Source organism: Neolewinella persica DSM 23188, from assembly GCF_000373105.1.
GTDB lineage: Bacteria > Bacteroidota > Bacteroidia > Chitinophagales > Saprospiraceae > Neolewinella > Neolewinella persica.
Genome location: NZ_KB890419.1, coordinates 20,379 through 35,186, shown reverse-complemented (window position 1 = coordinate 35,186; position 14,808 = coordinate 20,379). Strand labels below are relative to the sequence as shown.

9 protein-coding genes and 1 tRNA gene are annotated in these 14,808 nt (G+C 55.4%); 3 read left to right on the top strand and 7 right to left on the bottom strand.

Annotation, left to right across the window (positions count from 1 at the left end; translation table 11 throughout):
* Window positions 1–164: 164 nt before the first annotated feature.
* Window positions 165–3,002 (bottom strand): T9SS type A sorting domain-containing protein, encoded by a 2,838-nt coding sequence (locus tag B036_RS0105705; RefSeq protein ID WP_020567730.1) that lies wholly within the window; start codon window positions 3,000–3,002, stop codon window positions 165–167.
* 392 nt (window positions 3,003–3,394) lie between these two features.
* Between B036_RS0105705 and B036_RS0105700 the strand changes: the two genes are divergently transcribed.
* Window positions 3,395–6,412 carry a VPS10 domain-containing protein gene (locus B036_RS0105700; protein ID WP_044101938.1) on the top strand — a complete coding sequence of 1,006 codons (3,018 nt, stop codon included), beginning with the start codon at window positions 3,395–3,397 and terminating at the stop codon, window positions 6,410–6,412.
* A gap of 57 nt (window positions 6,413–6,469) precedes the next feature.
* Here B036_RS0105700 and B036_RS0105695 read toward each other — a convergent pair.
* The 5 genes from B036_RS0105695 to B036_RS0105675 form a co-directional block, all read right to left on the bottom strand.
* Window positions 6,470–6,541, bottom strand: a tRNA-Gln gene (locus tag B036_RS0105695).
* Window positions 6,542–6,970: 429 nt separating this feature from the next.
* A complete protein-coding gene (locus tag B036_RS0105690; protein WP_245557444.1) occupies window positions 6,971–9,340 on the bottom strand; it encodes an alpha-ketoacid dehydrogenase subunit alpha/beta in 2,370 nt (789 codons plus the stop codon).
* 324 nt (window positions 9,341–9,664) lie between these two features.
* Window positions 9,665–10,417 carry a UDP-2,3-diacylglucosamine diphosphatase gene (locus tag B036_RS0105685; RefSeq protein ID WP_020567726.1) on the bottom strand — a complete coding sequence of 251 codons (753 nt, stop codon included), beginning with the start codon at window positions 10,415–10,417 and terminating at the stop codon, window positions 9,665–9,667.
* Window positions 10,418–10,486: 69 nt separating this feature from the next.
* Window positions 10,487–10,780, bottom strand: a complete 294-nt coding sequence (locus tag B036_RS0105680; RefSeq protein WP_157472048.1) for a DUF1223 domain-containing protein — start codon at window positions 10,778–10,780, stop codon at window positions 10,487–10,489.
* A gap of 114 nt (window positions 10,781–10,894) precedes the next feature.
* A complete protein-coding gene (locus B036_RS0105675) occupies window positions 10,895–11,476 on the bottom strand; it encodes a hypothetical protein (RefSeq protein ID WP_020567724.1) in 582 nt (193 codons plus the stop codon).
* 164 nt (window positions 11,477–11,640) lie between these two features.
* Between B036_RS0105675 and B036_RS0105670 the strand changes: the two genes are divergently transcribed.
* Together B036_RS0105670 and lptB are read left to right on the top strand one after the other, a co-directional pair.
* The gene (locus B036_RS0105670) at window positions 11,641–12,837 is read left to right on the top strand and encodes a S1C family serine protease (protein ID WP_020567723.1); all 1,197 of its coding nucleotides are present in this window, start codon (window positions 11,641–11,643) and stop codon (window positions 12,835–12,837) included.
* Between the two features lie 59 nt (window positions 12,838–12,896).
* The gene (gene lptB, locus B036_RS0105665; RefSeq protein ID WP_020567722.1) at window positions 12,897–13,637 is read left to right on the top strand and encodes an LPS export ABC transporter ATP-binding protein; all 741 of its coding nucleotides are present in this window, start codon (window positions 12,897–12,899) and stop codon (window positions 13,635–13,637) included.
* 32 nt (window positions 13,638–13,669) lie between these two features.
* Here the strand turns inward: lptB and B036_RS0105660 are convergent, their stop codons facing one another.
* Window positions 13,670–14,752 carry a quinone-dependent dihydroorotate dehydrogenase gene (locus B036_RS0105660; protein WP_020567721.1) on the bottom strand — a complete coding sequence of 361 codons (1,083 nt, stop codon included), beginning with the start codon at window positions 14,750–14,752 and terminating at the stop codon, window positions 13,670–13,672.
* Between the last annotated feature and the right edge of the window lie 56 nt (window positions 14,753–14,808).

Sequence of the window (14,808 nt, the reverse complement as noted above, 5' to 3'; positions counted from 1 at the left end):
CCGACCGGGCGCGGAGCGCCCTTAGGCCGGGGCACAAAAAAAGGGCGGAAGCCAGGCAATGAACCCTCGGTAAAGAGGAGATTCATCGCCCGCCTTCCGCCCTTAGGGACGCGGTGTAAGCCGTAGAGCTTGTCAGGAAATCTGGTTTCCTGACAAGTTTTAGCTTACTGCTTTACGATCTGCTTGCTGTAAACGCTGCCGTTTACGTAGAGCTGCAGGTTGTATACACCCATTGGCAGGTTGCTGAAGTCCATCCGGTTGCTTACGCCGTTGAAGCGTGTAGCCCTGAGGATACGACCGGCCTGGTCAGATACAATTACTCTGAAAGTAGAGATAGAAGCATCGTCGTTCTGGATGTTAAGTTCACCCATGGTTGGGTTCGGGTAGAATGACAATTCAAGACCGCTGTTCTCAACTGGCTCATTAGTTTCGGTAAGGTTACCGTCTACTTCGTAAGCACCAATATCGTAGGTCATGCCGCGGGGGAAACCGTCGAGGTCAGTGTCAGGAGTAAGGGCGTTGATCACACCACCGTCAATCAGTGGGTTGCTGGCGCCCAGGTCCATACCGACGCTAAGTTGAGCGTTAACGCCTTCATCGTTATCGTTGAGGATGTCAACGAAAAGATCCGTCACGTCATCACCTTCAAGGTCTTCGTTGAAGACGTCACCATTGTCACCAAGCTCTACTTCCGGGCCGTTTTCAGCATTGAAGTAGTTACCACCAAGGGATTCGAAGAACAGGTTGCCTACTGGTACAAAACCACCGGGCTCGTCAGCACCAAGTTCCACCTCGATCGCAGGATCGCCGGTAGTACTGAGGAATGCGTTGTTCGTCAGGGTGATCTTCATGGAGTTAGAATCCGCGTCTTCAGTATCACCTGGTTGGAAGAGTGCGAGGCTGGCACCAACGGCACCTTCACCGTCTCCTTTCGCGTTGTCGACGAAAGTGTTGTTAGCGAGCGTAGCGTTGATCTGTACACCACCGACGTTTACTACGTTACCGTCATCATCGATGCCGGGCGCGTTACCGTTGAAAATGATGGCTCCACCGGAGCCTGCACCACCTACAATGTTGTTTACGAATACACAGTTGGTCAAATCGATACCAATGCGCTGGGTGGAAATGGCACCGCCCTGACTTCCAGAAGTAGAGTTGATGAACTTACTGTTGCGTATCTCAGCAAACCATACATCGTAGTTGACCATCGTCTCTACACCATCAACGGTGTCACGACTGGAAACGCCACTTGTTGCGTTGATCGCACCTCCATCTCCAGCGGCACTGTTGTCGATGAACTCGGAGTTATCGATCAGCAGATCAACACTACCGGCCAGGAGTAAAGCACCACCAGACCTATCTGCATTAGCACCATTACGACTGAAAGTGGAGTTTTTGATGATCAACGGAACGGCCTTGGTGTCGCCACCTAAGAAGTACATCGCGGCTCCACCAGAAAGGGCTCCGGAACGATCCGTTACACTGTTATCGGAAAAGCTGCTGCTATCGACCATGAGGCCAGCAGAATCATCGTCGAAGAAAGTTGAAATAGTTCCCCGGAAGGCGTCGGTACTGTTACCGTTATTAGAGAACTCACAGTTGTTGACCGTGAGACCAGCAAAGCCATTCGTTAGAATACTGCTACCAGTACCTGACATGTTCTCTTCAAAGCGCGAATTAGACACCGTAAAATTGTTGACACCCTGAAGGTACATGCCACCGCCGCTACTGCTGCCGTTCGTGTTCTGATTGAAAAGACAGTTGTCCACTGTTCCTTCCATAGAAGCAGCACCAAATACACCTAAGAAGTAAGCAGCGCCGGAACCACCACCGACGTTATCGGTGAAGTTGGAGTTGTCCAGGATGGTGGTGTAGCTACGTGAATCGGCTATTTGATGGAAAATCACACCACCAGCAGCGCCGCCAGAATTACCGGACATGGTACTGTTCTTGACCTGGAGATTGGTGTTGAATATGCCAACAACACTACCAATAGAAGAAGCGATAGAGCCAGTGACCGTACAATCTTCAATAATGAAGTCGTCACCGTCCATTACACCTGATTCCGGTACGAAATCATCCGCCTGAATGAAATAAGCGGCTCCACCTCTTGGCGCGATTTGGTTGTCGAACGTACAGCCACGAATAACGATGTCATCAGATTGCTCGGCACGAACACCGGCACCGGATACGGCACAGTTCATGTTGGAGAAGTCAGAATTCTCGACAGTAAACCTGTTAGACCCAAATACCCGAATGAACCCAGTTTCCTGAACTACGTCAGGATCACTGTTAAACGTTGAGTTTTTAATGACTACGTCATCAGATCCGTTCACGTAAACCCAGCGGTTGATGCTGGAGTAGTTGTCGTCAAAGGATAAACTGTCTAGCACAGATTCACTAGCTGCTATAAGTGCTACAGCAGAACCATAGTTGGCACGGTTTTTATTGAAAGTGAGGCGGCTGGCAACAAGCTTCGCAGAGCTGAAGAGGCCACCACCGGAAAATGGTACAATTGAAGGATCAGCGGCTGTAACTTCAGTGGCTACACCACCATTGGTAATCGTCATGCCGTCGAGCGTAACCGTAATCAGGCCACCCATAGCACTAGTGTCGACAACTACGAGTACCCTGTGGTTGTCGACGTAAGAGAGGCTGTCGTAAGTAGCTCCGTCGTTCCCCATAACATCACCGGATAGGATGGTGACGTTGGCTGCAGGATCAGCAGCACCGGCAGCTGTTTCAGTACCGGCGAAACCACCCAATACGGAGAGTGTTTTGTCGATGTAGAAGGAAGAGTCAGCAGGTGTGGTGTAGGTACCGGCTGCAACCCAGAGTTCATCACCGGTAGATGCTGCAGTAAGGGCATCACTGAGGCTAGAGTAGGCAGTTGCCCAAGAAGTACCGTCGCCACCAGGGGCAGCAGCAGCGTTAACGAAGACCTGTGCGCTAAGACCGCCAGTAAATACGGCCAGGCAAAGAAGAAGTAAGAATTGCTTCATGAATGTTTTGGTTTATACAGAATTGATTAAGAGCTAAAACCTCTACCCGAGCGACAGGTAGGAGGCGTATTATTGTACGTAGATCAACCGATCTTGTTCGATGAAAGCAAACCTTTTTGGTAGTAATAGCCAAACAATGGTTCCGGCATCAAAACGGGAACGGTAATTTTCTTTGGGCTTTAGGAAAGAACAAAGATATAAAATTACCGGAAAGATGGTAGGACAATAGTCTGTACTGTTAACGCCAAGTGTCGGCTCGCAGGCAGTTAAAGTATTGTTTGCTGCGCAGCGGTTGGCTTTTAGGAATGACGCCACGGGCGGAAAGAGAAGCAAAGACAAATCATTTCGGAACGGGTATATTTACCTTGGAGAACCTCAAAAGCCTTCCTGTAATGAAAAAAGCGACTTTACTACTTCTATTTTGCTTCCTGGCGGTCGCCGAAGTGCCCGCCCAAATAAAATTAGATCACCTGGAGTACCGCAACGTCGGCCCTACCCGGGGCGGGCGTGCCACGGCCGTGGCCGGCGTACGTACCCAACCCAACGTCTTCTACATGGGGGCTACCGGAGGGGGAGTGTGGAAAACCGAGGACTACGGGACGAGTTGGTCCAATGTGTCCGACGGTTTTTTTAACACCCCGTCGATCGGCGCAATAAGGGTAGCACAAAATGACCCGAATATCGTGTATGTCGGTACGGGCTCGGACGGACTGCGTTCCAACGTGATCACCGGAAAAGGAGTGTATAAGTCCGTCGATGCCGGAAAGTCCTGGCGGCATATTGGCCTGGACAAAACCGGACAAATTGGCGCCGTCGAGATCCACCCGACCAATCACAATGTCGTTTTTGTCGCAGCCATTGGGAATGCCTTTGCGCCCAACCCGGAACGGGGGGTGTTCCGTACAAAGGATGGTGGCAAAAGCTGGGAAAAAGTATTGTTCATTTCGGAGCAAACCGGCGCGGCGGACCTGGAATTCATGCCCAGCAACCCGGACATCATCTATGCGACCGTCTGGCGGGCCGAGCGGAAACCCTGGACCATCATTAGTGGGGGAGAAGAACACGGGATCTATAAATCCGTCGATGGTGGCGACACCTGGACTAAACTCAAAGAGGGACTCCCCTCCGGCATCGTTGGGAAGATCGACCTGGCCGTTAGCCCGGCCAATCCCAGCCTGCTCTACGCACTGGTGGAAGCCCCCGACGACAAGGGCGGTTTGTACCGCTCCGGTGATCAGGGGGAAAGCTTCACCCACGTTTCCAAGGACAAAAGCCTCTCCATCCGTCCCTTCTACTACACTAATATTGACGTCGACCCACAGGATACCGACATCATCTACGTAATGTCTACTCCTTATCTGAAGTCAGCCGACGGCGGTAAAACCTGGAAGCGCCTCAACCCGCCCCACGGCGACAATCACGACATGTGGATCAATCCGGATGATCCCCAGCTTTTCATCCAGGCGAACGACGGCGGCGCCAACGTCACGCATAACGGTGGCAAAACCTGGTCAACCCAACTGAATCAGCCAACGGCGGAACTCTATACCCTGGAAGTAGACGATCAGTACCCCTACTGGCTCTACGCCGGGCAGCAGGACAATTACACCACGATCTCCGTGCCCAGCCTGCCGCCCTACAGCCATCAGGCCGGTGCGATAGGACTGGTGATGAATACCGGGGGTTGCGAAACGGGGCCGGCCGTACCCAAACCGGGTAATCCCGATATCGTTTATTCAAATTGCAAGGGGCGCTTCAGTGTCTACAACAAGAAAACGGGGCAGGAGCAGAGCTACGATGTGGGCGCCGCCTACATGTACGGGCACAACCCTAAAGAATTACAATTCCGTTTCCAGCGGGTATCGCCCATCCACGTTTCTCCGCACGATCCGAACGTCGTTTACCATACCTCTCAGTTTGTCCATAAGACTATGGACGAGGGGAAGACCTGGGAGATCATCTCTCCGGACCTCACGGCCTTTGAGGAAGATAAGCAGGTTATTTCCGGCAGCCCCATTACCCGGGACATTACCGGGGAGGAGTTTTACAGTACGATTTATGCGATCCGCGAGTCTGCGGTCGAGAAAGGCGTAATCTGGGTCGGTGCAAACGACGGTCCGGTGCACGTCACCCGGGACGGCGGTGCCAACTGGAAAAATGTAAGTCCCAACGATCTCCCCGGAGGCGGACGAATCGACTGCGTGGAACCCTCTCCCCACCAGGCTGGGAAAGCCTACTTCACTTCCATGCGTTACCAACTGGGCGACTGGAAGCCCTACCTCTATAAAACGACTAATTACGGCAAAAACTGGGAGTTACTGACGAGCGGGACTAATGGTATCCCGGCGGATTATCCGGTACGGGTGGTGCGGGAAGATCCTGACCGGGAAGGCTTGCTCTACGCCGGGACCGAGTTTGGTCTGTTCATCTCCTTTGATGACGGCAAAAACTGGGAGTCCTTCCAACGTAACCTGCCGGTTACCCCCATCAGCGACATCAAGGTCCACCGGAAGGATCTGGTGCTGGCCACCATGGGCCGTTCCTTCTGGGTGATGGACAATCTCTCGAGCCTGCACCAGGGCGCCGAGCAGCTGGAGGCGTCGGCTGCCCGGTTGTTCCGGCCCCGTGACCATATCCGCTATCGCTACCAGGAGCGCAGTGGCAGTGAGCACGTCGATTATCCACTGCCGGGGATGGACATTGATTATTACCTCCCCGCAGGCGTGACGGAACCGATAAAGATGGAATTCCTGGATGCCTCCGGAAAAATGGTGCGTACGCTGGTGAGCGGTAGCCAGGACAGCGTAGCTACTAAAGTGGTGCGGGACATGGCGACTAACGATGTGGCCTACAACCTGAACAGTAAACTGAGCACCAAGCCAGGGCTCCACCGTTTCCGGTGGGACATGCGGCACCACGGAAGCTGGGATGCCGCCGAGGGCCGGAGGTACTCCGGCGGCCCCATGGTCAGCCCCGGCACCTATACCGTTCGGTTTACCGTGGACGGAAAGACCATGGAAGAATCCTTCACACTAATACTCGACCCGAAAGTCGCCGCCAATGGGGTAACCCTGGCTGACGTGCAGCAGCAGGAGTCCGTAGCGCTGGACATCATCGCGCTACTTTCCGAGGTGAAAAAGATGGCCCAGGAGGTCAAAGAAAAGCAGAAGGCCCTGAAAGAGAAGGATGAACTGACGGCGGATCAACAAAAACAGCTGGAGCAACTTCAGGAATTAGAGAAAAAGTTGGTTACGGCTAAAGGAACGTACATGCAGCCGATGCTTATCGCCCAGGTCAACTACTTGTATGGCATTGTTCGTCGGGCTGATCAGGTGCCGGGGCGGGATGTAACCCAGCGTCTGCAAACGCTTAAGGCAGAGAAGGCAGCGCTGCGGGCGATAATGGATTAAAGTCTACAAAACTAAAAAACGGCCAACCCCCAAAAGAGATTGACCGTAGTTGCTTTGTAGACCCACAAGGACTCGAACCTTGAACGACAGCACCAAAAACTGTTGTGTTACCAATTACACCATAGGTCTAAACCAGGAGGGATAAATCCCTAAGCGGCCGCAAATATACTACCGCTATAATCTTTGTACAAGTACTTGACGTTTTTTTCGCAGCGGGAGGTGTTTTTTTTTGAAATCGGACTTGCGTGTGCCTGCAACCTTTGCAACCGGAGCGAGCGACCCTGCACCTGCAACCAGCGCGCAGCGACTCCTGCAACCCTTGCAACCGGAGCGTAGCGACCCTGCAACCCCTGCAACCGGAGCGTAGCGACCCTGCAACCCCTGCAACCGGAGCGTAGCGACCCTGCAACCCCTGCAACCCCTGCAACCGGAGCGTAGCGACCCTGCACCTGCGGCCGCGCCTCATTAGTCAAGGAGTCAGAGAGTCAGGGAGTGCGATTGGGCTCGCTTCCGCTCGTAAATATTGTCTGAACTTCCTTTACTCCTTTCTCCCTTACTTCAAAAGGCCGCCACCTCCAACGCAGCCTCCACCACGTCCATGACCTGGGGCTTGCTCGCGTAGTCGCCTTCGTCGGCGTAGGCCGGGCGATGACCAGCTGCGGTGAGGGTCTTCACCGCCCCGTCGAGGTATTGGTACCCGCCCTGCACCTCCAGCACCTGCTGGCGGATGTAGGCCGAAGTTCCTCCCGGCGCGTCCTCATCAACGATGAGCAGGCGATTGGTCTTACTGAGGTGGCGAACCAGGCGGTGCTCGAGGTCAAAGGGCATCAACGTCTGCACGTCGATGATCTCCGCATCTACGCCCCGGGCCTCCAGCAAGGCGGCGGCCTTGAGGCAGATGGTCACGCAGGCACCGTAGGTAACGATGGTCAGGTCGGTGCCGGCCCGCAGGCATTCGGGCACACCCAACGGAACGGTAAAGTCGGCCAGGTTCTCCGGCTGCTCTTCGTACAGGCGGTACCCGTTGAGTACTTCAACGACTACGGCCGGGTCGTCTCCGGCCAGCAAAGTATTGTACATACCAGCGGCCTGCACCATATTGCGTGGAACGCAGAGGTGCATGCCACTAAGGCTGTTGATCAGCGGCGCGAGGTAACTGCCGCTGTGCCAAACGCCCTCGAGGCGGTGGCCCCGGGTGCGGATGATGATGGGGCAGGCCTGCCTGCCGCCCGTACGCCAGCGCAGGGTGGCGATGTCGTCGGTCAGGACAGACATGGCGTAGAAGATGTAGTCGAGGTACTGGATTTCGGCGATCGGCCGCATCCCGCGCATGGCCATCCCCATGGCCTGGCCCACGATGGTCCATTCCCGGATGCCGGTGTCGAACACGCGGAGGCTGCCCAGTTTCTCCTGCAGGCCGGCAAAGCCCTGGTTGACGTCGCCAATTTCCCCTACGTCTTCGCCAAAGGCGAAGAGGTCGGAGTGGCGGGTGAATTTTTCATCGAAGTAGTGCTGCAATATCTGGAAGGCCGGGAATTTCTTCCGCTCTTCGGAAAATACCGGAGCGATGTGCGGTACGCGAATCGGGGATTTCTCCGTCTCGCTCAGCAGGTGACTGCCGACGGATCTTTTCAGTTCCTCCGTGGTATCCCGCAACCAGCGCTTCATTGTGTCGGGCAGGCCCGCATCACCGAGTTCGAGGCGGAGGCGGCGTACGGCGTCGATTTGCTCGGAGAGCAGTGGCAGTTCAAGTTGGGAAAGCTCCTCACGGTGCTTTTCGAACAGACCGTTGCCAGCACCGTTTGTGGGGAAGAGTGCAAACAGTTGTTCGCGACGGGCAGCCAGGCGGCCGACGAAATTGTCCCAAACATTCTTACGGGCGGCCATTACCTCCTTCTTCGCCTTCTTTTCCAACTGGTCCAGCTCATCGGCCTCGGCTACGCCGGTGGCGATCAGCCAGTGGCGGAACTGCGCGAGGCAGTCCCATTCTTTTTCCCAGGCCAGCCGTTCGGGCTTTTTATAGCGCTCGTGGCTGCCGCTGGTGCTGTGCCCGTTGGGCTGGGTAAGTTCGGAGACGTGAATCAGGGCTGGCTGGTGGTTTTCCCGGACTTTGGCCGCTACCCGTGGGTACAGCTCCAGAAGTTCGGGGTAGTCCCAGCCCTTAGCGCGGTAAATGGCAAAGCCCTGGTTGTTCTCGTCGGCCTCAAAGCCAGCCAATGCCTTGCTGATGCTGCCCTTAATGGTTTGCTTCTCGACGGGAACGGAGATGCCGTAGCCGTCGTCGACCACCGTGGTGATCATCGGCACCTGCAGGACGCCAGCCGCATTCATCGATTCCCAGAAAACACCTTCGGAGGTGGAACCGTCGCCAATTTCTACCCAGGAAATTTCATTACCGTTGTTACTGAAGCCTTTTGAAAGGTCTTTACTCGCCCGGTATTGCTTTGAGGCGAAGGCCAAGCCGAGGCCGCGGGCCATCTGCCCGGCCGTAGGAGAGGTGGCGCTGCTGATGTTGAAGCCTTTGGTGTGGTCCAGCCAGTTGCCGTTCTCGTCGATGGTGGCCGTGGCGTGGTGCCCGACCATCTGGCGACCGGAGCTAAAGGGGTCCTGTGCGCTATCGGCGTATAATTGAGCGAGAATGTCTTCTACGGAAGCAATGCCCATGGCCAGCAAGAGGGTGTGGCCCCGATAATAATCGGCCCGCCAGTCTCCATTCTTTACGGCACGGGACATGGCGATCTGGTACAATTCTTTACCATCATCACTGATGCCAAACTTCGCTCTTCCCGTCAGTACATCACGCCTGATGATGTTACTGAGCTCCCTGCTTTTACGGCAGATGAAGTAATCCTTGAGGGCCTGCTTGGAGCTGATGTCCGCAGGTTTATTTTTCGCAACCAGAGGTAGTTCAGATTCGGGGATTGGCAATGGATCAATGGTTTGCTCGCGGGCGGGCCGCGAAAATTCGGGCGGGTGGTAAGTCCGCAAATTTGGTGATGGGCAATTTGTCAATCAGCAGGTCAGAAGGCATCTAAAGTCCGGGCTCATTAGCCGCTTAAAACTGTTACAAAAGTAAGGGAAACAGTATAATATTTTCTTAACATTGATTATACGGACAAAAGTAGCCAATGGTTCAAACGCGAAAAGTTCTTTACCGTTTTATGTGAATTGCGGACATTCCCTTAGATACGAATTATTTAACGGAACTAAGTCAGCTTTGGGGAATAAAATTTTTATTCTGATTATCAGGAATTACTCGTTTTGCCCCCAAAAAAGAAGCTTTAACCCCGTTTCGTCCAGCCTCGCATAAGACTGATAATGAAGCCATTCTCCCAGGTTGAGGTACCGGGACCGGCCGTTGCTCAGGAGGTGGTCGATGGGCAGGTGGCGGTGCCCGAACACGCAGTAGTCCAGCGCAGGGTCCTCACTCAGTTTGCGTTCGCTGTAGGCAACGAGCCACTCCCGATCGGGTCCAAGAAATTCAGTTTCGGGTGGTTGGCCGGATCGGCTTTTGCCACTGAAGAAAAAAGCCAGGTTCATGGCCAGGTTGGGGTGCAGGCGGGCGTAGCACCAGCGCGCCCAGCGCGCCTGAAAAAGGCGTTTCAGCCGTTTGTAGCCATAATCTCCGGGCCCCAGGCCATCACCGTGGCCAATTAAGAGTTGATGTCCCAGCAGGCTGACCCGGATGGGGTTGCGGTGGAGGATAGCGCCAATTTCCTTTTGGAGGTAGTCGTTGAACCACATATCGTGGTTGCCGGTAAAAACGTGGACGGGGATGCCTGCATCGGCAATTTCGGCCAGTTTGCCAAAGAAGCGGACGTAGCCCCGGGGGACCACCTCGGCCCATTCGAACCAGAACTCGAAAAGATCGCCGACCAGGTAAAAGGCCTCCGCATCCTTGCGCCAGCAGTCGTCCAACCAGGCAACGATCTGGTCTTCCCGCTCCCGGCTGGGCAGGCGGGCAGCGACGCCGAGGTGAAAATCTGAAGCAAAATAAATGGCCATATCTTCGGCAAAGAACGGTTATCTGTCGGAAACGACCAGTTGGGGCGTGTGCGTTCGGGCTCCGATGCGCTAGGTATGGTCCTTCTGCCGCGCGGAATAATCGGCACTGCTGTAGGGGTTTTTCCAGCCCGGGCAGTTCCAATAGTCTACGTGATAAGAAAGAGGGATGATCTTTTCTCCGGACAGCGAGCGTTCGTTGATTTCCCTCAGCAGGTTATCGGCTGGCGGGCAACTGCTGCATCCCTGGCTGGTAAAAAGCTTTGGGACGGCGAGCGGGGCCATTTCAGCGTCATGCTCGATAGTAGCAGGAACATTTTCGGGCGCGGTCGCAGGTGCAGGGGGAGGGCCAGGGCAAGGTGTCAAATTGCCGGGTTATCAGACCAGTTATCAGGATGTTGGGTTGTCGGGTTGTCGGGTTGTCGGAAGCCTTGGATAAGGCGACAACCTGGTAACCTGACACATCGCCTACCGCCACAATCAAACAGTTTCTCCAAGAAAGTCCGTGACCTGAATGTCTTCCATCGTATCCTCGAACCAGACGAGGGGGGCGGGATTTTTATCGCCGGTGGAGGTATCACATTTAAAGAACAGGTAGAAGAGTTGCCAGTAATCTCCGAGGGCTTCGCGAAGGGCAACAATGCGTTCTTCCGATTCAGCGAGGCGATGATAGAGGTGGGCCAGGCGCCAGGCGTAATACGCGTCATCGTGCATTTCCACCAGGTTCAGCAACTTTTGGTCATCGAGGTAACGGGCCAGGAAATTCCGGGCGTACACGCCATGGTGCTTTGTCCAGTCCCGGGGAGACCCCTTATCTTCGATGTGCTTAAAAGTATCGTGCACCCAACAGACAATTCGCAGGAGGCGGCGGGTTTCCGCGTCGACGGGCAGGCGATCGATATTAGCGTTGACCTCGATGATGTGGGCCATGATAGTACCTTCGGGATGGCCGTACCGCGGAACCCCCCACTGTAAGCCACGACAGAATTCTGCGTCTTCCAGGAAGCTGGCTTCGAGGGCGGTCTCAGGCTTAAGGAAATCTTTTAGTTCGGTGGAAGTCAAAGCCGCGGTGAAAGAGGGTGGATGGTTTTATAGTTGGCAAGGTACAACGTTCTGTGGCAATGGGAAGTTGTAGAGTAGTGGCAAATGCGCTGCCTGCTTGTTAGTTCTATCAACTAAAGCCTGATCTTTTACATTACCCTTCAGGAATTGCGAAGTAAACCATCATGAATCGATTATTACAACTTGTGGCCGCCGCCCTCGGCGGCGGATTAACGGCCGCCATACTGGTGCTCGCCGTAGCCAGCGAATGGCGGCAGCCTTTCCCGGCTCCGTCACCCTTCTCTACACCTGCAGTGCACTTTGCGGCTGGCTTCGCTGGCCAGCAGGGTCCGCCCACGCCCACACTTGCAGCTTTGCCCCGGGCTGCGGTGCCTGAAAGCCTGCCTGCTCCGGTCGATTTGCGCGCCGCCGCCCGGCAGGCCATCCCCACCGTCGTTCACATCAAAGCCAGCACGGAAGGCCGCAGCCGCGAAGCCATCAAAGCTCTGTTCAGCAATAAATCCCCGGGCCGTGGCCCACAGGAGGGCGAAGGCTCAGGCGTCATTTACACCTCCAACGGCTACGTGATCACCAACCTCCACGTGGTGGAGGGTGCCGAAGACATTACGGTGACAACCTCCGACCGGAAGGTCTTCCCGGCCAGCCTTGTTGGCCAGGATCCTAAATCGGACCTCGCCGTACTCCGCATTGAGGGTACCGACCTACCCTACCTTAAACTTGCCGACAGCGACCTGGCAGAGCCGGGCAGCTGGGTCCTGGCCGTCGGCAACCCCCTCGGCCTTACCAGTACGGTGACCGCCGGCATCATCAGCGCCAAGGGCCGGTCGATCAGCCTGCTGAACGACCTCGATGCCATCGAAAGTTTTTTACAGACCGACGCAGCCGTCAACCCCGGCAACAGCGGTGGCCCATTGGTAACTGCCGATGGTAAATTGCTAGGGATTAATACGGCCATCGCCTCTAAAACCGGTCGTTTCCAGGGTTACAGTTTTGCCATTCCAATCAACCTTGTGCAACGCATTGCCGACGACATCATCGAATTCGGAGCCTACCGCCGGGCGTTCCTCGGGGTCGAGATCTCCACCTACACCCGCGCCGACCGGCAACGACTTGGGCTGACCGATCTTACGGAAGGAGTCGTAATCGACGCTATCTTTGCCGGCGGCTCCGCCGAAGCCGCTGGCCTCCAAATCGATGACCTCGTCATCCGTGTTGGTAAACGTACCATCCGTGACCTGCCCGAACTCACCGAACTCATCGGCCGGGCAAAGGTTGGCGAAAAGTTAAACCTGACCGTCGTACGCAACGGAGTGGAGCTGGAAGTCATCGTCCTTATGTTACCCGAGGAGGCCAGAGATTAGGAACCGGGGAAATAGGAACTACAGGCCAACTCGACACCCCGATAACCAGACAACCCAATATGCGTCTAAAAAGCGAAAACCTCATCAAGAAATACGGTTCCCGGACCGTGGTAAAAGACGTTTCCCTGTTTGTAGATCAGGGGGAGATCGTCGGACTGCTCGGCCCCAACGGGGCGGGTAAGACAACGACCTTCTACATGACGGTAGGCTTCATCAAGCCCAACGCCGGTCGGGTCCTTCTTGACGACCGGGACATTACAAAAATGCCAATGTACCGCCGGGCACAACTCGGTATCGGCTACCTGCCACAGGAAGCCTCCGTTTTTCGCAAACTTACGGTAGAGGACAACATTGCGGCCGTGCTGGAAATGACGGACCTCAACAAGACCGAGATCCACGACAAGCTGGAGAGTCTGATCGATGAATTCAACCTGGATAAAGTGCGCAAGAGCCACGGAGACACCCTCTCTGGCGGCGAACGCCGCCGCACCGAAATCGCCCGTGCCCTGGCCACCGATCCCAAGTTCATCCTACTCGATGAGCCCTTTGCAGGCATTGACCCCATCGCAGTAGAAGACATCCAATACATCGTCGCAAAGCTGCGGACCAAGAACATCGGCATCCTGATTACGGACCACAACGTTCAGGAAACCCTCAGCATCACTGATCGCGCCTACCTCATGTTTGAAGGCAGCATCCTAAAAGCCGGCACGGCGGAGGAATTAGCGGCGGACGAGATGGTCCGGAAAGTCTACCTCGGTAAGAACTTTGAGCTGCGGCGGAAGGTGATGGATTTTTAATAGTCAGATAGTACGACTCCCTGAATGTTTGACTATAAAAGCCCTTGCTTAATATCCCGCACCAACCCCGGCCCGGCATACACCATCCCGCTGTACACCTGAATCAGCTTCGCTCCTGCGTCCAGTTTTTCCCGGGCGGAGGCCGGGCTGTCGATACCACCGACGCCGATGATGTCGAGGGTTTTACCGGAGTTTTCGTAGAGGTAGCGGATGACTTCCGTGGAGCGTTGGCGGACGGGTGAGCCACTGAGACCACCGTTCCCGATGGCCGCGACTTCGTCGGAGTCCGTGATTAACGGCTTACGGGCAATGGTCGTATTGGTGGCAATGATGCCAGCGATGCCGGTGGCGGAAACGATGCCGAGGATATCGTCGAGCTGGCCATCGGTCAGGTCCGGCGCAATCTTTAGAAGGATGGGCTTTTCGGCCCACAACTCTCCCGGCTTGCCGAGGGGGGCACCGACCATGGCTACGGATGGGCGCGCCAGTTTAACGTTGAGCTCCTGGAGCGTGGAGAGCAAGGCCGTAAGCGGCTCTTTATCCTGCAGGGCCCTAAGGTTGGGCGTATTCGGTGAACTGACGTTGACCACAAAATAATCCACCAGCGGATAGAGCCGTTCGAAGCATTTGACGTAATCGCTCACGGCGTCCTCGTTCGGCGTCACCTTGTTCTTACCGATGTTTCCGCCCAGAATCGTTTTACCGGGGCGGCCCTGCTGAAGCAGCCGCGTGGCGAGGGCTTCCACACCTTCGTTGTTGAAGCCCATTCGGTTGATCAGAGCCCGGTCTTGCGGCAGGCGAAAGAGACGCGGCTGCGGGTTCCCGGCCTGCGGCAGGGGGGTAACGGTGCCGAGTTCGAGGAAGCCGAAACCAAGGCTGGCCATGTGGTGGTAGTATTTACCGTCTTTATCGAAGCCGGCCGCCAGGCCGACGGGATTGGGGAACGGCAGCCCGAAGACCGTTCGTTCCAGCTTGGGGTCTTCCAGTTTGTACGTCGCACGGAAGGCAGCACTCACCCCCGGTATCGCCAGGGTGGCGGCCAGGCCGGAAACGGTGAGGTGGTGCGCTTTTTCGGGCGCTAATTGGAAGAGGAGGGGCTTGAGGAGCTGGTACATGGGGTAAAGATAGTTAGGGCGTCAGATAGTCAAATAGTCCACAGCCGCGCTCCTTG

Excerpts from the sequence above, each read along its gene's own strand:
- B036_RS0105670 (WP_020567723.1), top strand. The coding sequence starts at position 11,641 with ATGAATCGATTATTACAACTTGTGGCCGCCGCCCTCGGCGGCGGATTA.
- B036_RS0105700 (WP_044101938.1), top strand. The coding sequence starts at position 3,395 with ATGAAAAAAGCGACTTTACTACTTCTATTTTGCTTCCTGGCGGTCGCC.
- B036_RS0105705 (WP_020567730.1), bottom strand. The coding sequence starts at position 3,002 with ATGAAGCAATTCTTACTTCTTCTTTGCCTGGCCGTATTTACTGGCGGT.
- B036_RS0105685 (WP_020567726.1), bottom strand. The coding sequence starts at position 10,417 with ATGGCCATTTATTTTGCTTCAGATTTTCACCTCGGCGTCGCTGCCCGC.
- B036_RS0105660 (WP_020567721.1), bottom strand. The coding sequence starts at position 14,752 with ATGTACCAGCTCCTCAAGCCCCTCCTCTTCCAATTAGCGCCCGAAAAA.
- lptB (WP_020567722.1), top strand. The coding sequence starts at position 12,897 with ATGCGTCTAAAAAGCGAAAACCTCATCAAGAAATACGGTTCCCGGACC.